General features: G+C 63.0%; 20 protein-coding genes. 10 read left to right on the forward strand and 10 right to left on the reverse strand.

What is annotated here, in order from left to right; translation table 11 throughout:
* Positions 1 to 34: 34 nt before the first annotated feature.
* Genes fabI through HQR01_RS05945 form a run of 3 tightly spaced genes read right to left on the reverse strand, consistent with a single transcriptional unit; the run spans position 35 to position 2,842 of the window.
* The gene (gene fabI / locus HQR01_RS05935; protein ID WP_173213434.1) at positions 35 to 865 is read right to left on the reverse strand and encodes an enoyl-ACP reductase FabI; all 831 of its coding nucleotides are present in this window, start codon (positions 863 to 865) and stop codon (positions 35 to 37) included.
* Positions 862 to 1,884 (reverse strand): YihY/virulence factor BrkB family protein, encoded by a 1,023-nt coding sequence (locus tag HQR01_RS05940; protein ID WP_173213436.1) that lies wholly within the window; start codon positions 1,882 to 1,884, stop codon positions 862 to 864. Before HQR01_RS05940 ends, fabI begins: the two co-directional genes overlap by 4 nt.
* Before the next feature lie 4 nt (positions 1,885 to 1,888).
* Positions 1,889 to 2,842: a DnaJ C-terminal domain-containing protein gene (locus HQR01_RS05945; RefSeq protein ID WP_173213438.1), complete on the reverse strand. Its 954-nt coding sequence runs from the start codon at positions 2,840 to 2,842 to the stop codon at positions 1,889 to 1,891.
* A 190-nt stretch (positions 2,843 to 3,032) separates the two neighbouring features.
* On the opposite strand from HQR01_RS05945, the gene pdxH reads away from it, so the two are divergent.
* The 3 genes from pdxH to HQR01_RS05960 are packed head-to-tail and all read left to right on the forward strand — an operon-like array spanning position 3,033 to position 5,361.
* Positions 3,033 to 3,641, forward strand: coding sequence for a pyridoxamine 5'-phosphate oxidase (gene pdxH / locus HQR01_RS05950; RefSeq protein ID WP_173213441.1), 609 nt, complete (start codon positions 3,033 to 3,035; stop codon positions 3,639 to 3,641).
* Positions 3,638 to 4,567: a cation diffusion facilitator family transporter gene (locus tag HQR01_RS05955; RefSeq protein ID WP_173213443.1), complete on the forward strand. Its 930-nt coding sequence runs from the start codon at positions 3,638 to 3,640 to the stop codon at positions 4,565 to 4,567. Before pdxH ends, HQR01_RS05955 begins: the two co-directional genes overlap by 4 nt.
* A complete protein-coding gene (locus tag HQR01_RS05960; RefSeq protein ID WP_173213445.1) occupies positions 4,564 to 5,361 on the forward strand; it encodes a PhzF family phenazine biosynthesis protein in 798 nt (265 codons plus the stop codon). Before HQR01_RS05955 ends, HQR01_RS05960 begins: the two co-directional genes overlap by 4 nt.
* Here the strand turns inward: HQR01_RS05960 and HQR01_RS05965 are convergent.
* On the reverse strand, positions 5,358 to 6,488 hold the full coding sequence (locus HQR01_RS05965; RefSeq protein WP_173213446.1) for a serine hydrolase domain-containing protein: 1,131 nt from the start codon (positions 6,486 to 6,488) through the stop codon (positions 5,358 to 5,360). The genes HQR01_RS05960 and HQR01_RS05965 overlap by 4 nt on opposite strands.
* A gap of 29 nt (positions 6,489 to 6,517) precedes the next feature.
* Here HQR01_RS05965 and HQR01_RS05970 point away from each other — a divergent pair, with 29 nt between their 5' ends.
* A complete protein-coding gene (locus tag HQR01_RS05970; protein ID WP_234030272.1) occupies positions 6,518 to 6,862 on the forward strand; it encodes a hypothetical protein in 345 nt (114 codons plus the stop codon).
* On the opposite strand, the gene HQR01_RS05975 is transcribed toward HQR01_RS05970, so the two are convergent.
* The 3 genes from HQR01_RS05975 to mnmA form a co-directional block, all read right to left on the reverse strand.
* Positions 6,859 to 7,794: a GDP-L-fucose synthase family protein gene (locus HQR01_RS05975; protein ID WP_173213450.1), complete on the reverse strand. Its 936-nt coding sequence runs from the start codon at positions 7,792 to 7,794 to the stop codon at positions 6,859 to 6,861. The two genes, HQR01_RS05970 and HQR01_RS05975, sit on opposite strands and share 4 nt — an antisense overlap.
* 2 nt (positions 7,795 to 7,796) lie before the next feature.
* Positions 7,797 to 8,843, reverse strand: a complete 1,047-nt coding sequence (gmd, locus tag HQR01_RS05980) for a GDP-mannose 4,6-dehydratase (RefSeq protein ID WP_173213452.1) — start codon at positions 8,841 to 8,843, stop codon at positions 7,797 to 7,799.
* 82 nt (positions 8,844 to 8,925) lie between these two features.
* Positions 8,926 to 10,080: a tRNA 2-thiouridine(34) synthase MnmA gene (mnmA, locus tag HQR01_RS05985; RefSeq protein ID WP_173213453.1), complete on the reverse strand. Its 1,155-nt coding sequence runs from the start codon at positions 10,078 to 10,080 to the stop codon at positions 8,926 to 8,928.
* A gap of 105 nt (positions 10,081 to 10,185) precedes the next feature.
* Between mnmA and HQR01_RS05990 the strand changes: the two genes are divergently transcribed.
* The 6 genes from HQR01_RS05990 to HQR01_RS06015 all read left to right on the forward strand — a co-directional run bounded on the left by HQR01_RS05990 (position 10,186) and on the right by HQR01_RS06015 (position 17,368).
* On the forward strand, positions 10,186 to 10,479 hold the full coding sequence (locus HQR01_RS05990) for a hypothetical protein (protein WP_173213455.1): 294 nt from the start codon (positions 10,186 to 10,188) through the stop codon (positions 10,477 to 10,479).
* Entirely contained in the window at positions 10,476 to 10,775 is a 300-nt protein-coding gene (sciP, locus tag HQR01_RS05995; protein ID WP_173213456.1) for a CtrA inhibitor SciP, read from the forward strand. Before HQR01_RS05990 ends, sciP begins: the two co-directional genes overlap by 4 nt.
* Before the next feature lie 135 nt (positions 10,776 to 10,910).
* Entirely contained in the window at positions 10,911 to 11,177 is a 267-nt protein-coding gene (locus tag HQR01_RS06000) for a GlsB/YeaQ/YmgE family stress response membrane protein (protein WP_173213458.1), read from the forward strand.
* A gap of 247 nt (positions 11,178 to 11,424) precedes the next feature.
* Entirely contained in the window at positions 11,425 to 12,615 is a 1,191-nt protein-coding gene (locus HQR01_RS06005) for an efflux RND transporter periplasmic adaptor subunit (protein WP_173213460.1), read from the forward strand.
* 14 nt (positions 12,616 to 12,629) lie between these two features.
* A complete protein-coding gene (locus HQR01_RS06010; RefSeq protein ID WP_173213462.1) occupies positions 12,630 to 16,091 on the forward strand; it encodes an efflux RND transporter permease subunit in 3,462 nt (1,153 codons plus the stop codon).
* A gap of 65 nt (positions 16,092 to 16,156) precedes the next feature.
* The gene (locus HQR01_RS06015; protein WP_173213464.1) at positions 16,157 to 17,368 is read left to right on the forward strand and encodes a DUF445 domain-containing protein; all 1,212 of its coding nucleotides are present in this window, start codon (positions 16,157 to 16,159) and stop codon (positions 17,366 to 17,368) included.
* Between the two features lies 1 nt (position 17,369).
* Here the strand turns inward: HQR01_RS06015 and HQR01_RS06020 are convergent, their stop codons facing one another.
* The 3 genes from HQR01_RS06020 to HQR01_RS06030 form a co-directional block, all read right to left on the reverse strand.
* Positions 17,370 to 18,269: a hypothetical protein gene (locus HQR01_RS06020; RefSeq protein WP_173213480.1), complete on the reverse strand. Its 900-nt coding sequence runs from the start codon at positions 18,267 to 18,269 to the stop codon at positions 17,370 to 17,372.
* A complete protein-coding gene (locus HQR01_RS06025) occupies positions 18,266 to 19,378 on the reverse strand; it encodes a hypothetical protein (protein WP_173213482.1) in 1,113 nt (370 codons plus the stop codon). The genes HQR01_RS06020 and HQR01_RS06025 overlap by 4 nt, the downstream gene beginning before the upstream one ends.
* Before the next feature lie 81 nt (positions 19,379 to 19,459).
* Entirely contained in the window at positions 19,460 to 20,389 is a 930-nt protein-coding gene (locus HQR01_RS06030; RefSeq protein WP_173213484.1) for an electron transfer flavoprotein subunit alpha/FixB family protein, read from the reverse strand.
* Positions 20,390 to 20,395: the final 6 nt, after the last annotated feature.

Raw genomic sequence — 20,395 nt, forward strand, 5'->3', positions numbered from 1 at the left:
GACCCGCGCTGCCTGATCGAAGGTTGCCTGAAGCCTAAGCCTTGTCGAGCGCGATGTCGGGCGCGTCTTCCTGCTTCATGCCAACGACGTGATAGCCCGCATCGACGTGGTGCGTTTCGCCGGTCACGCCGCTCGACAGGTCCGAGAGGAAATAGAGACCCGATCCGCCCACGTCCTCGATGGTGACGTTGCGACGCAGTGGCGAATTGTATTCGTTCCACTTGAGGATGTAGCGGAAGTCGCCGATCCCGCTGGCGGCCAGCGTCTTGATCGGCCCCGCGCTGATTGCATTGACGCGGATACCCCGAGGGCCAAGGTCGTTGGCCAGGTATTTCACGCTGGTTTCCAACGCCGCCTTGGCCACGCCCATCACATTGTAGTGCGGGATCACCTTTTCTGCGCCGTAATAGGTCAGCGTCAGGATCGAGCCGCCGCCCGAACCGTCTTCCTGCAGCGGTGGCATCATCGCCGACGCGCGTTGCGCCACAGCGACGAGGCTGTAGGCGGAGATATTCATGGTCATCAGGAAGTTGTCGAGGCTGGTGTCGACATATTTCCCGCGCAACTCGTTCTTGTCCGAGAAGCCGATGGCATGGACGACGAAATCGATCGTGTCCCACCGCGCCTTGAGCGTCTCGAAGGCGCGGTCGAGCGCGGCCATGTCGGAGACGTCGCAGTCGAAGGTGAAGTCGCTGCCCAGCTCTGCCGCCAGCGGCTCCACGCGCCGCTTGAGCGCCTCGCCCTGGTAGGAGAACGCCAGTTCGGCGCCTTCGTCGGCAAGCTTTTTGGCAATGCCCCAGGCCAGAGACTTGTCATTGGCGAGGCCCATGATCAGCCCGCGCTTGCCTGCCATCAACCCGCTCATGCAGCGTGCTCCTCTTCTTCCATTTCCTTCGTCAACGCCGCCCGCCTCGGCTCGTCGTCCTGCCCGATGTGGCTCAGTTCTTCCTCGGGCGATTCCGCCAAGGCTGCGTTGAGTTCCGCGCCGATAACGACACCGAGCCCGACAAGCCAGAAAAAGAACATGGCGATCATGACCCCAGCCAAGCCGCCATAGGTCAGGTCATAGGTGAAGAACTGGCGGACCAGGGGAGGCATCAGCGTCGTGGCGGCCATCCACCACAGGGTCGTGATCAACGCTCCGGGCCATTTGGGATAGCGCCGGCGGCGATAGCGTGTCGGCGTCAGGCCCAGGAAGGTCGCGTAGAGCGAACCGAACACGACAAGCGCCGGGATGGCCTGGCTCAGTCGCAGTTCGGCAATCCGGTCGAGCAATTGCGGGAAATAAGCGGAAATCATCTGCTGCGCAGCACCGATCGTGACCTGCGCGATCAGCGCCAGCATCAGCAGCAGGACAGTGCCCAAGATCGCGAGGGTCGAAAGCAGGCGATTCTTCCAGAATGCCCGGGTTGGTACCGTACCATAGGCTCGCCGCAGGATGTCGCGGATGGTCTCGACGAGACTGCCGACGGTCCAGAGTGCGACCAGGGCGCCGACCCAGAGCAACCAACCGCTGCGCGCATCGACGACATTCAGGGCCACCGGCTGGATCACATTGGCGACCATCGGCGGAACCGCCAAGAGCACCGTGTTGATTGCCGCCGCGCGTTCGGCCTGTTCGCCAAACAGCGAAAACACCGCCGCCCCGAGGATGAAAAAGGGGAAGATCGACAGCATGGCAAGATAGGCAAGATTGCCGGCGTGGATGAAGCCATCGTGCCACGCGCCGATCGCTGTGCGCTTGGCCACTTGCCAGGCGCGCGTACCTGGACCGAGGTGGTATTCGATCCGCCCACGCAGGTCCTGTGCAGCCTTGCGACGAGCCTCGGGGGAGAGCGATACGATCTCGTGCTCTTCCACCACCGAATGGTCGTGCTTAGTCAAATGGCTACACCCCGAGATCGGCCCTTGGGTCGCTTTCGTCCTTCCACCCTTCGAGCCGCTTGGCAAGCGCCTCGAGGTCTGCCGGGAGCTGGATCTGCAGCGCGACGAGCTGGTCGCCCCTGCTGCCGTCCTTCTTGCTAAAGCCCTTGCCCTTGAGTCGCAGTACGGTCCCGCCATGGGTGCCGGCCTTGAGCGTCATCATCACCGGGCCGTCGACCGTCGGCACGCGAATCTTGGCCCCGTTGACCGCTTCATCGAGCGTAATCGGCAGGTCGAAGCGCACGTCGTCGCCATCGCGGCGGTAAAGCTTGTGCTTCTCGATATCGATCGTGACCAGCCCGTCGCCCGCGCCACCAGGGCCCTGCTCTCCCTTGCCCTTGAGCCGCATCTGCGTGCCGTTCTCGACCCCCTTGGGCAGCTTGAGGTCGATCGTCTTGCCATCGGCCAACGTGATTCGCTGGTCCTTGAGCGTTGCTGCATCGATGAAGGGCACGCGCAGGCGATACGCGATATCGGCACCTTTCCTCGGTGGGGGCGGCCTGCGTCCAGCATTGCCGAACGGGCTGCCGCCACGCCGCGTGCCTCCGCCGAAAAGCCCGTCGAAGATGTCGCCGAGGTCGACTTCCTCGCCGCCGAAGCCCTGGAAATCCTCAGGCCGTGCGCCACGCCCCGATCCGCCGCCACGGAAACCCCCGCCGCCGAAGCCGCCGCCCATCCCGGCAAAGGGATTGGCCGGATTGCCGTCCGCGTCGATCTCGCCGCGGTCGAAGCGCGCACGCTTGTCCGCGTCCGACAGCAGGTCGTAAGCCTGGGTCACCTCGGAAAAACGCTCGGCGGCCTTGGGGTTGTCCTTGTTACGATCGGGATGGAGCTCCTTCGCCAGCTTGCGATAGGCGCTCTTGATATCCTTCTCGGACGCGGTGCGGGCAACGCCAAGGGTGGAATAGGGATCGGCCATGGCGTGTTAGCTAGGTGTAACGCTTCTTGCGCGCAAGCGTCCGCAGTTTCCTACGTTACTGTCGAGAGCTAGGTGAAGGAAATGTCGGGCGTTGCTCCCTGTCTGCGATCCTGCCATGCGGCTACCGTTACTGCTGCGGTATTTATCGGCAGGACAGTGTTCCATGTGTTCCATGTTTCAGGATCGAGCGATGCAAGCTGAACAGAGCGCCATTCCCGAGACCGATCCCTTCGCCCTGTTCGAAGCATGGTTCGGCGAAGCGAAGGCGAGCGAGCCCAACGATGCCAACGCCATGGCGCTGGCAACGGCGGCACCCGGCGGGTTTCCCTCGGTCCGAATGGTGCTGCTCAAGGGCCATGGGCCCGACGGGTTCGTGTTCTACACCAATGCCGAAAGCCGCAAGGGCGAACAGATTCGCGCCAACATGCGCGCAGCCTTGCTGTTCCACTGGAAGAGCCTGCGGCGCCAGATCCGTATCGAAGGCCCGCTCAGCGAAGTGAGCGAGGCTGAGGCCGACGCCTATTTCCATTCCCGCCCGCGCGTTTCGCAGATTGGTTCGGCTGCGTCGGACCAGTCGCGACCCCTGCCTGAGCGACAAATCTACCTTGATCGTGTCGCCGCGCTCGAGGCCCGCTTTCCCGAAGGCGACATCCCGCGACCGCCGCATTGGACCGGCTTCCGCCTGAGCCCGCGGCGAATCGAATTCTGGCGCGATCGCGAGTTCCGCCTGCACGACCGTCGCCTGTTCACTCGCGACAAGGAAGAGGAGGCGTGGTCCAACACGCTTTTGTATCCGTGAGCATCGAACGCGCTCGGCTGACGCGCTCGGCGGCACTCGCGTCGATCACCATGGCGGTGTTCCTGGTCACCTTGAAGACCTGGGCCACATGGAAGACGGGCTCCACCGCCATGCTCGGCAGCCTGGCCGATTCCGGGCTCGACCTCATTGCCAGCCTTGCCACGCTGGTGGGCGTCTGGATCGCTGCGATGCCTGCGGACTCCGAGCATCGTTTCGGGCATGGCAAGGCCGAGGCGCTCGCCGCGATCGTCCAGGTCATGCTCATCTCGGTTTCCGCCTTTGGAATTGCGGTGCGAGCCATTGGCCAGTTGATGTCGGGCAGCGAAACCACTGCAGCAGCCGAGGGCATCGGCGTTTCGGTGATCGCCATCCTCGCCACGCTGGCTCTGGTGGCCTGGCAGCGCCATGTCATTTCCCGCACCGGCTCGGTGGCGATCAAGACCGACAACATCCACTACCAGTCCGACCTCCTGCTCAATCTCGCGGTCATCGCCGCGCTGGTGGTCGATCAGTACCTTGGGTTTTCGGAGGCCGATCCGCTGTTCGGCCTCGGCATCGCTGCTTGGCTGGCATGGGGCGCGTTCAATGCGGCGAGCGAAGCGGTCGACCACCTGATGGACAAGGAGTGGCCGGAGGAGCGGCGCGAGGAATTCCTTGCCGTGCTGGCACGCCATCCCGAACTGCGCGGCGTGCACGACCTGCGTACCCGCACCAGCGGTGCCATCGACTTCGTCCAGTTCCATGCCGCCATGGACGGATCGAAGCCGTTGCGCGAAGTGCACCAGATCATGGACGAGCTTGAGGCGCGGATCGAGGCCGAGTTTCCCGGTGTCGAAGTGCTCATCCACCCCGACCCCGAAGGGCTGGTCAATGAAGTAGGCGATGCCGCCGAGGAATTGCTGCCCGAGCTCAAGGACCAGGCGTGACGCTCGCCCTTCCGTACTGGCACGTGGACGCTTTCGCCGAACGCCCCTTTGCCGGCAACCAGGCAGCCGTGATCCTGCTCGAAGAATGGCTCGATGATACGACCCTGTGCGCCATTGCAGAGGAGAACGCCTTTGCCGAAACCGCCTTCCTGGTTCGCAGCGAGGCAGGCGAGGCCGATTGGGATTTGCGCTGGTTCTCGCCGGTGGCGGAAGTGCGGCTGTGCGGGCATGCGACCTTGGCCAGCGGACATGTCATCCTGAGCCACGACGGCGGGGATCGGGTCACCTTCCGCACGCGGCAGGCAGGCGTGCTCGAAGTGCGCCGGAACGGTGCGGGCTACGAACTGGCCTTGCCGGTGATCGAGACCGCGCCGCGGCCCTGGCCGGAAGCGGCCGTGCTGCTGGGCGCTGAGCCGCTGGAGGTGTGGCGCAACGATTCACGCTACAACGTCTTCCTCTTTCGCGACGAAGCTGCCGTGCATGCACTTGCGCCGGACCTGCGCGGCCTGGGCGCGCTGGGCGACGACCAGTTCATCTGCACGGCACCCGGCGTCGCTACCGATATCGTCAGCCGTGTCTTCGTGCCGGGTGTCGGGGTGGATGAAGACAGCGTGACCGGCTCGGCCCATGCGGTGCTGGCGCACTTCTGGTGCCCACGGCTGGGCCGGGACGATTTCACCGCGCATCAGGCTTCGCCGCGCGGGGGGGCGTTGACCTGCCGCCGGGATGGCGATCGGGTCTGGCTGGGTGGCCCCTGCGTGTCGGTGGTCGAGGGGAGTTTTTTCCTCGCCTAGCTGGCGGGATATAGCTCGATCACATCGGCCAGCTGCTCAAGCATGGCCCTGCGCTCTTCCGCGTTGGAATGGCCCAGCCGCACTACCGTCAGCTTCTGGCTTGGCGAGACGTAGACATATTGCCCCATATGCCCGATCGCCGAGAAAGCACTGTGTGGCGCGCGGTTGGGAAACAATGGCTGTTCCATCCCCTCGGGCACTGGCCGGTTGAGCCAGGTTTGCAGGCCGTATTGCGGGCTCCTGGGGCTGGGTTTGACCATTTCCTCGACCCATTGGCGCGGAACAAGCTGCTCGCCGCGGACGGACCCCTTGTTGCGCAACAGCTCACCGAACCGGGCCCAATCGCGTGCCGTGGCGTGGATCAGGCTTCCCCCGATCAGCGTGCCCGAGCGGTCGAATTCGGGCACGGCCGATGTCATGCCCAGCGGCCCGAATAGCCGAGCATGGAGATAATCCGCCACGGCCTTGCGCCGCGCGTCGGGGCTGCGGCTGTCGGTCAGCGCCCGCGCGGCGATGTCCGCCAAGATGACCGAGGTACTCGAAGAGTATTCGAACTTCGTACCGGGTTCGGCCTCGAGCGGCTGCGCAGTGGCATAGTCCACCATGTCGTCGCGCCCATCGAGGAACAGCATGCGCACCTCATCGCTCTCGTAAGGCGGGTCGCCTGCCTCGGTATGCTCGAGGCCCGAGCGCATCTGGAGGAGTTGGCGTAGAGTGATCTCTGCGCGAGGGTCGCCGGGCCGCTGCCATCGTGGAACCGGCGCGGGTGCGTCTAGCCGCAGCTGCCCGTCTGCCACCAACATGCCGATCATCACTGCGGTGACGGTCTTCGCCATCGACCAGCTGACGAAGCGGGTCCTCTCGCTATAGCCGGGAGCGTAGCGTTCAGCCGCGATCTTGCCGCCGTGCATTACGACCAGTGCCCGCGTCTCGCCCAGCCCGTCGAGCGTAAACAGTTCGTCTGTTTCCCGCGCGAGCGCCTTGGTCGGCGCACCTGGATCTTCGCCGATGGCGGCGAGTGCTTCTTCGCTCAGCGGCGGCGGCTCGGGTGGGCCTGATGGACCGCAGGACGCGAGGCTTGTGGCGGAAAGAAGAAGCGCGATAAGGGGTGCAGGCCGCGAAAGCATGCGGCGTCACTCGCATGAAGGAATCCCGCTTGGCAACGGCCAAAACCCGCTCTTCGAATTTGCGCCGCAGACTGTGGCTCCTGGTGCTCCTCTTCGCCGCGCTGGCGGCAGTCTGGGCTGCCTGGGGCGAGGGAGTGCGCCGCAATGCCGCGGCTGCGACTGCCTATGGTGCCCATGTCACTTGCTCGTGCCGCTACATCGAAGGGCGCAGCCTGGAAGACTGCGCGAAAGACAAGCTCGACGGCATGGAATTCGTGCGTTTCAGCGAGGATCCGGAAGCCAAGAGCATTACCGCCATGGTTCCCTTCGTCGCCAGCGACACGGCGACGTGGCGCGACGGTTATGGCTGTGTGCTCAAGGAATGGGAAAGCTAGGCGCCTTCGCGCAGGAAGTCCGCATAGGCCCCGCGCAAACCATCTTCGAGCGTGATCCGCGGTAACCAGCCAAGTGCCTTCATGCGTGAAGAATCGAGCAGCTTGCGCAGCGTGCCATCGGGCATGCTCGTGTCGAACAGGATCCGGCCATTGAAGCCCACGATCCCGGCGATCAGTTCGGCGAGATCCGCAATTGCGATGTCCTCGCCATAACCCACGTTGACCGGATCCTCGTCCGAATACTCGACCAGCAACTTCACGCAGGCATCGGCAAGGTCGTCGACATGAAGAAACTCGCGCCGTGGTGAACCGCTGCCCCACACCGTCATCGTGGCACACCCGGCAAGCTTCGCCTCATGCGCCTTGCGGATCAGTGCGGGGACGACATGACTGCCCTCAGGGTCCCAATTGTCGCCCGGACCATAAAGATTGGTCGGCATGGCGGAGATGAAGTCGCAGCCATATTGTCGGCGATAGGCCGCCGCCAATTTGAGCCCGGCGATCTTGGCGATCGCATAGGCCTCGTTGGTGGGTTCGAGCACGCCGGTCAGCAAGGCGGCTTCACGGATCGGCTGTTCGGCGTGTTTCGGGTAGATGCAGGACGACCCGAGGTACAGCAGCTTGCCGGTGCCATGCCGATGTGCCGCATCGATCACCGTCGTGGCGATGGCGAGGTTGTCATGAAGGAATTCGGCAGGGCGCGTGGCGTTGGCCATGATCCCGCCCACCCGAGCCGCTGCCAGGATCACCGCGTCCGGGCGGTGCTGCGCGAACCAAACGTCGACCTCCGCCTGATTGCGCAAATCGACAGACCGCGGGGCGGTCACGATCGTGCAGGCCTCGCTCTTGAGGCGGCGGAGTAGCGACTGGCCTACCATTCCGCCATGGCCTGCGACCCAGACGGTTTTCCCTTCGAGCGCGAATCGCGGCATAATCACGGGCGTCGAAGCAGGTTCATGTCGGCTTCGACCATCTCGCGGGCGAGCTCGCGCACGGGCAGGGTCGTCGACCAACCAAGCCTGTCGCGCGCCTTGCTGGCATCGCCGCGCAGGTAATCGACTTCGGTCGGCCGGAAATAGCGCGGATCGATCTCGACAAGGCAGCGACCCGTCTCGCGACAATAACCCTTCTCAGCCGCGCCTTTGCCGCGGAACTCGAGCGTGATGCTCGCATCCTCAAAGGCCCATGCAGTAAATTCGCGGACACTGGTGGAGACGCCGGTCGCGAGGACGTAGTCTTCAGGCTGCTCCTGCTGCAGCATGAGCCACATGCCTTCGGCATATTCGCGGGCATGGCCCCAATCGCGACTTGCTTCGAGATTGCCGAGCCATAGCCGGTCCTGTTGCCCGAGCGAAATCGCTGCCGCTGCGCGGGTAATCTTGCGGGTTACGAAGGTTTCGCCGCGCACTGGGCTTTCGTGATTGAACATGATCCCGCAGCTCGCATGCAGCCCATAGGCTTCGCGATAATTGACCGTAATCCAGTGCGCATAGAGCTTCGCGGCGGCATAGGGACTGCGCGGATAGAACGGGGTGCTTTCGTTCTGCGGGCACTCGTGCACCAGGCCGAACATCTCGCTGGTCGATGCCTGGAAGAACCGCGTCTTATCGGTAAGCCCCAGGATGCGGATCGCCTCGAGTAGGCGAAGCGTCCCCAGGCCATCGGCATTGGCGGTGTATTCGGGGGTCTCGAAGCTGACCTGAACATGGCTTTGCGCCGCCAGATTGTAGATTTCGTGCGGCTGGACTTCCTGCACCACGCGGATGAGATTCGTGGCGTCGGTAGCATCGCCAAAATGCAGGTACATCCGCGGATCGGGATTGTGGGGATCCTCGTAGATGTCCTCGATTCGACCGGTGTTGAATGACGAGGACCGGCGCTTCACGCCGTGGACCTCATAGCCCTTTTCCAGAAGCAGGCGCGCCAGATAAGCGCCGTCCTGTCCTGTTACACCGGTAATAAGCGCCCGCTTCGTCGGCACGTCGACCTCGTTATTTCTTTGCGTCGACGATTCCGTCAATCACTGCCGCGAAGCAAGGCCAATGGATGGGGAATGCCCGGTTTTAGGGGATTTCTCTTTCGGTATCGGCAATCCAGCCGCCGCCGACCACGCGCTCGCCTGCATAGAGCACCGCCGCCTGGCCCGGGGCGACACCCAGCTCGGGCTGCGCGAAGCGGATGAGTGTCGTCCGCCCTTCGCCAAGGGGTCCGTCGAGCACCACCGGTACCGGTCGCGCAAGGCTGCGCACTTTCGCGGCCAAGGGAGCGTCAGGTAGTGGACCGATCCGATTGGTCTCGACCAGTCTAGCGGCCGTTACCGCCAGCATTGCCCGCGGACCGACTCGTACTTCGCCGCGTTCGGCGTCGATGCCCACAACATAAAGCGGCTCGGGCTGCCCCCCGATGTCGAGTCCGCGTCGCTGGCCGACGGTATAATGGATGATTCCGCGGTGCTTGCCGAGCTCTTCGCCGGTTGCTGCATGGACGATCGCGCCTTCGCGCGCGCCCTCGGGCCGCAGCTTCCGGACGATCTTTGCATAGTCGCCATCGGGAACGAAGCAGATATCCTGGCTGTCCGGCTTTGCCGCATTGCGCAGGCCGGCTTCTTCGGCGAGCCGACGAACCTCGCTCTTGGGCATCCCGCCCAGCGGGAAGCGGAGGTAGGCGAGCTGCTCTTCGGTAGTGGCGAACAGGAAATAGGACTGGTCGCGCGCCGGATCGAGTGCGCGGTGCAGTTCGGGGCCGGCGGCTCCCATTACGCGCCGCACGTAATGTCCAGTCGCGAGGCAATCCGCCTCGAGTTCGCGGGCCATGGCGAACAGGTCGGTAAACTTGGGCCCCATATTGCAGCGGATGCAGGGCACCGGCGTCTGGCCCGCAAGGTAAGCGTCGGCGAAAGCTTCGACCACCTCCTCGCGAAAGGCACTTTCATGGTCGTGCACGTAATGTGCGATCCCCAGCCGGTCAGCCACGGCACGGGCATCGCGTATGTCGTCCCCTGCGCAGCACGCCCCCTTGCGACCGCTGGCTGCGCCATAATCATAGAGCTGAAGGGTGACCCCGATTACTTCCGCACCACTCCGCGCCGCCAGTGCGGCGACGACGGAACTGTCGACCCCGCCCGACATGGCGACGACGATGCGGCATTCGCCTGCAGGCCTCGGCAGGTCGAACAAGCCAGCGGCGGCAGCCGGAGAAAGAGTAATGCTGTCGGGCATGGCGGGCCCTTTACACGCAAGTGGGGCTTGCCACCAGTAGCCCCCGTATGGACCCGCTATCGATGTTTCACGGAACGTTTACCATGCTGCACTATCCACAATCTCATGTTCGAGGGGCAATTCAACAGGACAGGCGTCCCTGAAACGCGCGAATCCGCGGATTTGCAGCGTTTCCGTTGGACGGACCTGGTCGCACGACTCGCTGCGACTCGCGATTTGCGCGATGAAATCGCGCGGGTCGAGGGTGGTTTCGGTGCCTTTGCAGAAGTCCGCCGGGAGGGTGGCGAAAAAGGTAAAGACGCTGTTTACCATGATGGTTCAGGACATGGCAAAGCGGGTAAGCTAGGCCTCGGAACAGCCGCCAATGACGCGGTGCAAGGCGATCGAGAGACAGAATGATTGAAAACCAGGATATCCGCCCTGCACAGGTGATCGGCCCCCTTGGGGAGCCGCTGACGCTTGACGACCTGCCTTCGCCCAAAACCAAGCGCTGGGTTGTTCGCCGCAAGGCCGAGGTCGTCGCGGCGGTCAATGGTGGCCTGCTGACGATCGACGAAGTGCTGGAGCGCTATAGCCTCAGCCTCGAGGAATTCGCGTCTTGGCAACGCGCCGTCGACCGGTCAGGCATGCAAGGCCTTCGCGTGACGCGCATCCAGCACTATCGTGACCTCTATGAGCGCCAGTTGAAATACTGATCTCAGCTGCAGTAGGCGCTGAAATCCTACAATAAATTCATAAACTTCTCAGCCTCCGCGTTCCGGTGGGGGAACCGTTGGTCGTGATCGCCCGTTTGTCGGACATCGGGTGGACGGTTAAAGAGGAGAAGTTCAATGGAATGGATTGTCGCAATTATTGTCGGCGGCGTCGCTGGCTGGCTGGCGAGTCTGGTCATGCGCCGGGACGCCTCTATGGGAATTTTCATGAACGTCGTGGTCGGCATTGTGGGCGCCTTGCTGGGCAATGCCTTCATCGCCCCGCTCCTCGGCTTTGGCGGCAGCATCCAGAGCTTCAATGCCGCTGGATTCGTGATCGCCATCCTCGGCGCGATTGTCCTTCTGGCAATCGCGAACCTCATCCAGCGCGGGCGGGTGCGCTAGAAACTAGCTACTACTCGATGGCAGTGCCCGGGATCGCGTGATCCCGGGCACTGCCATTTTACCTTTACCTTGCGAAGGATGACGCGGATATTCGCCGACGTTCGTCCGTTGCTGGGAGACCCCGGTCGATAGCTGCATTGCTCCCAATCTACACGGGGCCTATTCGCCCTTTGCTTATTTCTTGCGCTTAGTGACCTAGTCATGTAACACACTCGGGTCCGAAGTCGCATATCGGGGCATTATGGCAATGAAGTACGAGTCAGGTTTCGAAGCCCAACGGGCGCAGGTGCTGGAGTCCGTCGGTGACGACGACTCGATCGGAGTGGGTGGTTCTGCCACCATCCGACGCCGGATCATCGTAATTGCCCTGGTTGGCCTCGTAGTTGCCCTCGCGGCTTTCTTCGCGCTGAGTTCCGGCGGCGACGCGGTGCCCGACGAATCTGCTCAACTGCCAACCGTCTCAGTGGTGGCGCCCGGCCGTACGACGGTCGAGGGCGAGATTGTTGCAACCGGTGCGATTGCAGCCCGGCGCGACATGCCGGTCGGTGCGGTCGGCGAGGGTGGCCGGGTCATTGCCATTCCGGTCGAGGCCGGCGACTGGGTCCGCCAGGGCCAGGTGCTCGCGGTCATCGACCGATCAGTCCAGACCCAACAGGCGCAAAGCGCCGCGGCCCAGGTTCAAGTCGCGCAAGCCGATGCCAACCTTGCACAGGCGAACCTAGACCGCGCGCTCCAGCTGGTCGAACGGGGTTTCGTCTCGGCCGCTGACATCGACCGCCTGACCGCGACGCGCGATGCCGCCGATGCCCGCGTACGTGTGGCACAAGCCCAGTTGCGCGAACTCCAGGCCCGCAACGCCCGCCTCAACATCGTCGCGCCCGCTTCGGGACTGCTGCTCGAACGCAACGTCGAGATCGGCCAGACCGTCTCGGGTGGCGCACAGTCCTTGTTCCGCATTGCGCGCAACGGTGAGATGGAGATGCTCGCGCGTGTGGGCGAGGTCGAACTGGCAAACCTTTCGGCTGGCGTAACGGCCGAAGTCAGCCCGATCGACGGAGGCAAGACGTTTACCGGGAAAGTCTGGCAGCTTTCGCCCACGATCAATACCCAGGATCGTCAGGGAACGGTCCGGATTGCGCTCTCCTATGCGCCTGAACTGCGTCCGGGCGGCTTCGCCACGGCACGCATCCGCAGCGGCACGGTGGTGGCTCCGATTCTGCCTGAGAGCGCCGTCCTGTCCGATCGCGAGGGTGCCTTTGTTCTCATCATCGATAGCGAGAACAAGGCGCAGCGCCGCGCCGTCACGACCGGTGCGGTTACCGCCAAGGGCATTGTCATCACCGAGGGCCTTACAGGTTCAGAGAAAGTGGTGCTGCGCGCTGGCGGCTTCCTGACGCCGGGTGAGACCGTCAAGGCCCAAATGACGACCATCGACTGAGCAGGGGCAACCTGATGAACTTCCGTAATATTTCTGCCTGGTCGATCCGCAACCCGGTCATACCACTGGTAGCCTTCGCTGCGCTTCTGCTTGCAGGGCTGATCAGTTTTGCCCGGATGGATGTGGTCAACAACCCGGACATCGAATTCCCGGCAGTCAACGTATCGATTTCGCAGCCGGGCGCAGCGCCCACCGAGATCGAGAACCAGATCACGCAGCGCGTGGAAGCGGCGGTCCGCTCCATCAATGGCGTGAATTCAATCAACTCGACCGCCAGGGAAGGCAATTCGAACACCTTCATCGAGTTCGAGATCGGGACCGATCCGAACGATGCAGTGGCGGAGGTCAAGAACGCGGTCGATCAGATCCGCGGCTCACTGCCCGACGGGATCATCGAGCCCCGCGTAACCAAGGAGGAAATCTCCGGCGGCTTCCTTGCGATCTACGCAGTTGAAGCCGATGACATGACGATCGAAGGACTGAGCTGGTTTATCGACGACACGGTCGCCAAGCAATTGCTCGGTATCGAGGGGATGGCGGAGGTCAACCGCTTCGGCGGCGTGGACCGAGAAATCGAGGTCATCCTCGATCTGCCCAAGATGCAGGCGCTGGGAGTAACCGCGAGCCAGATCAATAACTTACTGCGGCAGAGCAACATCGATGCCGCCGGCGGTGCGGCCGAAGTCGGCGGAACCAGGCAATCTGTGCGCGTTCTCGGTAACAGCGAAGACGCCTATGCTCTCAGTCAACGGCAGATCCAGCTCGGCGGCGGACGCACGGTCAAGCTCGCCGAGGTCGCAAAGGTCCGCGACGGCTATTCGGAACGTACGTCGATCAGCAAGGTGCGCGACAAGGAAGTCGTCAACTTCGCCATGAGCCGCGCCAAGGGCGCTTCCGACGTCACCGTCTACGAAGAGGCGCTCAAGAAGATCGAGCAGATCGAGGCTGAGAATCCCGGGGTGAAGTTCATTCCGCTGTTCAACACGGTCAAATACACCAAGCAGCAATACGAAAGCGCCATGGCGGCGATGATCGAGGGCGCGATCCTCGCTGTTGTCGTGGTGTTCTTCTTCCTGCGCGACTGGCGCGCGACCGCAATCTCGGCAGTCGCCATCCCGCTTTCGGCCATCCCGACCTTCTGGTTCATGGATTTGCTCGGCTTCAACCTCAACCAGCTGTCGCTGCTGGCGCTCGCGCTGGTCGCGGGCGTGCTAGTCGATGACGCGATCGTGGAGATCGAGAACATCGTGCGCCACATGCGCATGGGCAAGACCGCCTATCAGGCATCCATCGACGCGGCCGACGAGATCGGCCTGCCAGTGGTCGCGACCAGCTTCTGTATCGTCGCCGTGTTCTTCCCGGTTGGCGCAATGCCCGGTATCTCGGGCCAGTTCTTCAAGAACTTCGGGTTCACCGTGGTGGTCGCGGTGCTTATGTCGCTCGCCGTCGCACGTATGATCACGCCGATGCTGGCGGCCTATTTCCTCAAGGCGAAGGGCGTCGCCGCGCACGGCGAAGGCCGCTTGATGGACCGTTATATGGAAATCCTCGCGTGGTCGCTCGACCGCGGAAAGATGTACGCTGCGCGCGAAGGTATTGAGGGGCCACGCCACCGCTGGCTCTATGTCATCTCGTTGCTCCTTGTGGTCTTGGGTGCGCTTGGACTGTCCGCGGTAGCCACATTCGCGGCATCGGGGATCATTCAAGGCTTCGGCATTCCAGCAATGATTGCTGGGCCCGATGCGAGCCTTCCCGCCGAAATTGTCGCCAAGATCATCGGCGTCGCCCAACTGGCGATCGCGCTGGCTGCTGGCGCCTTGGCACTGTTCGTATTCTTCAAGTTACTCGCCGTCATATCAAGCAGCCTTGGCGATCACATGCGCCAGGCGTGGCGGTACCTCTTTGCGCGCTTCCTCGACCACCGTGTGTGGATGCTCGGCGTCGGCTATTTCTCGCTGCTGCTGACGATCCTGCTATTCGGCGTCGTCCCGGCTCAGTTCCAGCCGGTTATCGATGATGACAACAGCCGGGTAGAGATCGAGATGGTGCCCGGCACGACGCTCGAAACGACGGAGCGCGTTGCAGATGAGGTCGCTGCGATCCTCTACGAACAACAGGAAGTCGAACGCGCCCTCGAGCGCGTGCGCGAAGGACAGGCGACGATCTACATTACGCTCCGCCCCGATCGTGAACGGACTTCGATCGAGTTCGAACGTGGCCTGGCTCCGCGCTTTGCCCAGATTGCGGACGCCCGTGTGCGGTTCGCCTCGCAATCGGGCGGCTTCGGTTCGGGTCGAGACATGACGATCATGCTGGCGGGCTCGGATCCCGAATTGCTCAACCAGACGGCGGCAACGCTGGTCGAGCAGATGAAGGGCATCGACATGCTGGTCGCGCCGCGCATCAGCGCTGACATCAACCGGCCTGAATTGATCATCGAACCGCGTGAGGATCTCGCCGCGGAACTCGGCGTCACGACTGTTGCGCTCAGCCAGACGATCCGCATCGCTACCATGGGCGAGATCGAACAGAATGCAGCGAAGTTCTCGCTCTCCGATCGGCAGATCCCGATCCGGGTCAAGCTGCCCGAGCGGTCGCGTGAGAGCCTAGAGACGATCAAGAACCTGCCCGTCCAGACCGCAAACGGAGGTTCGGTGCCGCTGTCGCGCGTCGCGAATGTTTCGTTCGGCTCAGGCCCGACGAGCATCCAGCGCTACAACCAGAACCGCCGAGTGCTGGTGGGCGCGGACCTCGCCCAGGGTGTGGTCAAGGGCGAGGCGCAGGCCAAGATCGACGCGCTGCCGATCCTGCAGGACCTGCCGCAGGGCGTGATCCGCGACGTAGTTGGCGAAGACGAGTGGCAGGCCGAGCTTATGACCAGCCTGCTGATCGCGATCATCTCGGGCGTGCTGCTGGTGTTCGCGGTGCTGGTGCTGCTCTATAAGCGGTTGATGAGCCCGCTGGTCAATATGACCAGCCTGGCCCTGGCGCCGCTGGGTGGCATCCTACTTGTCTGGCTGTTTGGTCAGCCGCAGTCGATGCCGGTCTACATCGGTATCCTGCTGCTGCTGGGCATCGTCTCGAAAAACTCGATCCTGCTGATCGACTTCGCCATCGAAGAGATGGACAAGGGCACGCGCAAACTCCACGCGATCATCGATGCGGGCCACAAGCGCGCGCAGCCGATTGTGATGACCACAGTTGCGATGACCGCCGGCATGGTGCCCACCGCCCTGTCGGGCATCCTCGGCTCGGGTGACGGCGCCTGGCGCGCGCCCATGGGCACCGTAGTGATCGGGGGCCTGATCCTCTCGACACTGCTGACGTTGCTGATTGTGCCTGCAGGCTTCAGTCTCGCCGATGGCTTCGAGAAGCGCGCGGGCCCCTGGCTGCGCAACCGGCTGCTCACCTACAAAGACGGCGATGATACGCGCGGGCGTGTCGACGTGCCGCCGGAGGCCGAGCCGGCCGAGTGACGGGTCTCCATCCAGCTGGCCGCACGCATGTGCGGCCGCCGGTAACGCCAGACCGCGCGCGCGCCATGCGCCGCACCGCGACGGGACTGATCGTCCTGATGGCGGCGGTGTTCCTTGTTTCGGGCCGCTATCTCGGATTGCATCCTTCCATCGGCTACGTCCACGCGTTTGCTGAGGCTGCCATGGTCGGCGGCCTTGCCGACTGGTTTGCAGTGACCGCACTGTTCCGTCGCCCGCTCGGCCTGCCGATCCCGCACACGGCGATCATCCCTGTCAACAAGGATCGGATCGCGGAGACGATGGCGGGGTTCCTGCGCGACAACTTCCTCACTCCGGCGGTGGTTGGTCGGCGCATGGGAGCGATGAACCTCGCCAAGGCGCTCGGCACCTATCTCGCAGACCCGAAGGCCGTGAAGGACTCGCGCATCCGCGCGGGGGCGGGCGAACTCGCGGTCGAGGTCCTCGAATCGCTCGATCCCGACCGCCTTGGCGGGCAGGTCCGCAGTGGCATCAAGACCCAGCTTGAAAAGCTCGACATTGCCCCGTTGCTCGGTGGAATGCTCTCGGCGATGATTGCCGACGGGCGGCACAAGCCGCTGATCGACAAGATCATCCGCTGGACCGGCCTCGTGCTCGAGGACAATGAGGAGATGGTGCGCGATATCGTCCATCGTCGCGCCAATGCCGTTCTGCGTTTCACGGGGCTCGACGAGCGGCTCGCCAATTCGGTGATCGACGGGCTCTACAAGTTGCTCGCCGAAGTGCTGGTCGATCCCGAACATCCCATCCGCGCCAAGATCGAGGAAGGGCTGGAGGAATTCGCACGTGGCTTGCGTGAAGACCCCGAGCTGCAGGCGCGGGTGGAGAAGCTCAAGCGCGAACTCCTCAACAACCCGGCCATCAGCGATTGGTGGCAGGGCGTGTGGGAGCGCCTGCGCGGCAATCTGATCGACAGCATCCGTTCATCGGGTGGTGTCGGCGGGGCCTATATCGGCGAGACGCTGGGCGAGCTGGGAGCCGCACTGCGCGACGACGAGCGCCTGCAGGCACAGGTCAACCGCTTTGCCCGCCGAACCGCTGTAGGTATCGCCACGCGCTACGGCGACCAAATCGTGCGCCTGGTTTCCGAAACCGTGCGCCGTTGGGATGCGCAGACGATTACCGACCGGGTGGAGTCCGCCGTGGGCCGGGACCTCCAGTTCATCCGCATCAACGGTACGCTGGTGGGCGGGCTGGTCGGCACCACCATCCATGCGCTGGATGTCTATGTGATCTGAACTAGGCAGGCGCCTTGCCCCTTACGGCGACCTCGCCGCTGTCGGTCATTGCTCGGTCGTAGGCTGCGACCAAGGCATCGAACGCATTTCGAAAGGCACGTGCTTCGCCATGAAAGGGGATCCCGGTCCCCCCGCTGACAGCATCGGACAAGAGCCACGCGAGGTGGTCGTGGCCGGCTTCAGTGCGCTCGCCAGCGGCACTACGTTCGATGAGGGTAAGCATGGCATCCTCCACCTCGCCGTAGCGATGGCTCCAGATGCGGACCCAGTTCTTGCCCTGCTCACCATACCGTCGCAGCCATACAACCTGCGGATCATCCGCATCGATCTTGCTGGCGGGGGCTTCGATCACCCGACGACGCTGTTCCAGCAGGAAATCAAAAGTCGTCCGGCTGTCTGCCTTCCAATGGTCGAGTAGTTGTGTGTCGGGCCTCGCGAAATCGCCTGAGGGATAGAGGAACCGGTCCATGAAGATGGGATGGTCGAAGGTCAGCGCACGCAGCCCGGGCATCTCGAGATAGATGGCCATTTCGGTGAGCGTTGATGCCTGTCTCTCATTGGCGAAGTTCTTTGATTCGAGCATCCCGATGCTGCAACCGCGAAGATAGGGCAGGGTAGCTGCGTGGTAAATCTCGTGCAGGTAGCGCAGGTCGCGAATGTACGGGTTGTCGTAGTCGCATAACAAAATGCCGCCCCACCAGCTCGAAAAGTGGGTCCATTCGATATGCGGTTCGGATGGTTCATAAAAGAACCGGGGTACCTTCCCGAAGCGATCGACAATATCGTGGACCATGCCGCCCTTGCGATGAGATTCGGCGATCGGGCCGTCGGCCCACAGGTTCATGACGTAGTCGTGGATCGAACCTCGATCGACTAACAGGTCGATACTATCTATTTTCATGTGAGGCCTTCTGCTTGCCATCGCGCGAGCAGACGTGGCGCTGTGCTTGCCGCCAACTTTGGATCGATCAGTGCTGCCATCGAGGGCGTGGCGCAGATTCGGATGATGCGCTCGTCTTCGCAGCCGCGATGAACTGCCTGAATAAACGGCGCATCGCCTGCGCTTGCCGGAGCCGTCACAAGCAGGTTAACCTGGGCTGGCGCCAGTGCTGCAATTCCCAGGCAATGTCCAATACGACGGGCTGCCTCCGCCTGTGCCTCGGCATAGCGGCTGGGCAGCTCATGAACTGAAAAGTGGTCCATCATAGCGCTACCCCAAGCGAGGCTTAGCAAGTTCTTGAACCATTTGTTGCCGACGAGTGAAGGGCATTCCTCGCGCGCGAAAACGCCGCCTACCCGATGATAGTAGCCTCCGAAGGGCTTGGAGTGGCTGAAGACGAAATGTGCGACGTTGGGCAAGTCGATCGCGACTTCGAATGCGCGCGCTACATTTCCGACATAAGTCAGGTCCGGAACCAGCGCGATGTCGGGCCGCATTTCGGCGAGCTCACGCGCGAAGGCATCGAAATGCGGCCACACCGCGCCATCGATTGCCGAGGGCTGGCTGATCCAGAACTGGGCGTGCCGGTCGGCGAATTCCGACACGGCTTGCCAATCCGAGCGAGCATGGCGCCTTAAGGGCAATCCAAGGCTCGCCGCATAAGCCGAAAAGCCCTCATACTCGCCGTCGAAGATATGGATCGAAGGCTCGAAGCCCCTGCGCTGCGCGCTGGCAGCATATTCGGCCATCAGCTTGAATATGCCTTCGCTTGCACCGGCGGTCGGATAGTGGTGGGGGAAGGCGGTGGCGTCGAACTTCACGACCGGCGAAGACCAGGCGATCCAGCGCTCGAAATAGCTTTCGTGGAGCGTATCCTGTTTCTGCGTCCACGCCTCGCGGTAGTGGTCGAACAACCCTGCTTCGCGGCCCGCAGTGCCACCATCCATCACCGCGGCCAGCATGGCCTCGCTTTCAGGCATGACCAGCGAATAGATCGTGCCCGACGCGCCGGCGGCGAACAGCGCCTGCTTCACATCTCCCTGCGAATAGGACGGCAGGTGATCGCTCATGCATCCCTCATGCAACGAAAAAGGCCCGGGCGGAATACCCGGGCCTCCCTATGCAAGATCACTTGCAAATTTTGCGTGAATTCAGAGCTTTTGCGTCAATTCCGGCACGATCTTGAAGAGATCGCCAACCAACCCGATGTCCGCGACCTGGAAGATCGGGGCGTCCTCGTCCTTGTTGATCGCAATGATAGTCTTCGAGTCTTTCATGCCGGCCAAGTGCTGGATCGCACCCGAGATGCCGATCGCGATGTAGACTTCGGGGGCAACGATCTTGCCGGTCTGGCCGACCTGGTAATCGTTCGGGACGTAGCCCGCGTCGACCGCCGCGCGGCTGGCGCCGACGCCCGCACCGAGCTTGTCGGCGAGCGGGATAATCACTTCCTGGAACGTCTCCGAATCTTTCAGCGCGCGGCCGCCCGATACGATTACCTTGGCGCTGGTCAGTTCCGGACGCTCGCTCTTGGCGATCTCGGCCGAGATGAAGCTCGAAGTGCCGACATCGCCGGTCGCCGCGACGTCTTCGATGGTGGCGGAGCCACCCTCGGTTGCTGCCTTCTCGAACGCCGTGCCGCGCACCGTGATGACCAGTTGCGCATCGGAAGATTCGACCGTGGCAATCGCATTGCCGGCATAGATCGGACGGGTGAAGGTCTTGTCGCCTTCGACCGAAAGGATGTCCGAAATCTGCATGACATCGAGCTGCGCGGCGACGCGCGGTGCGATGTTCTTGCCGGTGGTGGTGGCGGGCGAGACGAAGGCGTCGTGGCTGGCCATCAGCGAGGCCACCAGCGGCGCGACGTTTTCAGCGAGGCCGTGCTCGTAGGCCGCATCGTCGGCACAGTGTACGGTGCTGACGCCGGCGACCTTGGCGGCCTCTTCGGCGACGCCGCGGCAGCCCTTGCCGGCGACCAGCAGGTGCACTTCGCCAAGCTTCGAGGCGGCGGTGACCGCAGCCAGTGTGGCGTCCTTCATGTGGGCGTTGTCGTGTTCCACCCAGACGAGAGTTTTCATGTCGTG

Source organism: Erythrobacter mangrovi (genome assembly GCF_013260645.1).
Taxonomy (GTDB): domain Bacteria; phylum Pseudomonadota; class Alphaproteobacteria; order Sphingomonadales; family Sphingomonadaceae; genus Qipengyuania; species Qipengyuania mangrovi.

Excerpts from the sequence above, each read along its gene's own strand:
- pdxH (WP_173213441.1), top strand. The coding sequence starts at position 3,033 with ATGCAAGCTGAACAGAGCGCCATTCCCGAGACCGATCCCTTCGCCCTG.
- HQR01_RS06000 (WP_173213458.1), top strand. The coding sequence starts at position 10,911 with ATGGAATGGATTGTCGCAATTATTGTCGGCGGCGTCGCTGGCTGGCTG.
- HQR01_RS05945 (WP_173213438.1), bottom strand. The coding sequence starts at position 2,842 with ATGGCCGATCCCTATTCCACCCTTGGCGTTGCCCGCACCGCGTCCGAG.
- HQR01_RS06025 (WP_173213482.1), bottom strand. The coding sequence starts at position 19,378 with ATGAGCGATCACCTGCCGTCCTATTCGCAGGGAGATGTGAAGCAGGCG.
- HQR01_RS05990 (WP_173213455.1), top strand. The coding sequence starts at position 10,186 with ATGTTCGAGGGGCAATTCAACAGGACAGGCGTCCCTGAAACGCGCGAA.
- HQR01_RS06030 (WP_173213484.1), bottom strand. The coding sequence starts at position 20,389 with ATGAAAACTCTCGTCTGGGTGGAACACGACAACGCCCACATGAAGGAC.
- HQR01_RS05965 (WP_173213446.1), bottom strand. The coding sequence starts at position 6,488 with ATGCTTTCGCGGCCTGCACCCCTTATCGCGCTTCTTCTTTCCGCCACA.
- HQR01_RS05975 (WP_173213450.1), bottom strand. The coding sequence starts at position 7,794 with ATGCCGCGATTCGCGCTCGAAGGGAAAACCGTCTGGGTCGCAGGCCAT.
- HQR01_RS06015 (WP_173213464.1), top strand. The coding sequence starts at position 16,157 with ATGCGCCGCACCGCGACGGGACTGATCGTCCTGATGGCGGCGGTGTTC.
- sciP (WP_173213456.1), top strand. The coding sequence starts at position 10,476 with ATGATTGAAAACCAGGATATCCGCCCTGCACAGGTGATCGGCCCCCTT.
- fabI (WP_173213434.1), bottom strand. The coding sequence starts at position 865 with ATGAGCGGGTTGATGGCAGGCAAGCGCGGGCTGATCATGGGCCTCGCC.
- HQR01_RS06010 (WP_173213462.1), top strand. The coding sequence starts at position 12,630 with ATGAACTTCCGTAATATTTCTGCCTGGTCGATCCGCAACCCGGTCATA.
- HQR01_RS06005 (WP_173213460.1), top strand. The coding sequence starts at position 11,425 with ATGAAGTACGAGTCAGGTTTCGAAGCCCAACGGGCGCAGGTGCTGGAG.
- mnmA (WP_173213453.1), bottom strand. The coding sequence starts at position 10,080 with ATGCCCGACAGCATTACTCTTTCTCCGGCTGCCGCCGCTGGCTTGTTC.
- HQR01_RS06020 (WP_173213480.1), bottom strand. The coding sequence starts at position 18,269 with ATGAAAATAGATAGTATCGACCTGTTAGTCGATCGAGGTTCGATCCAC.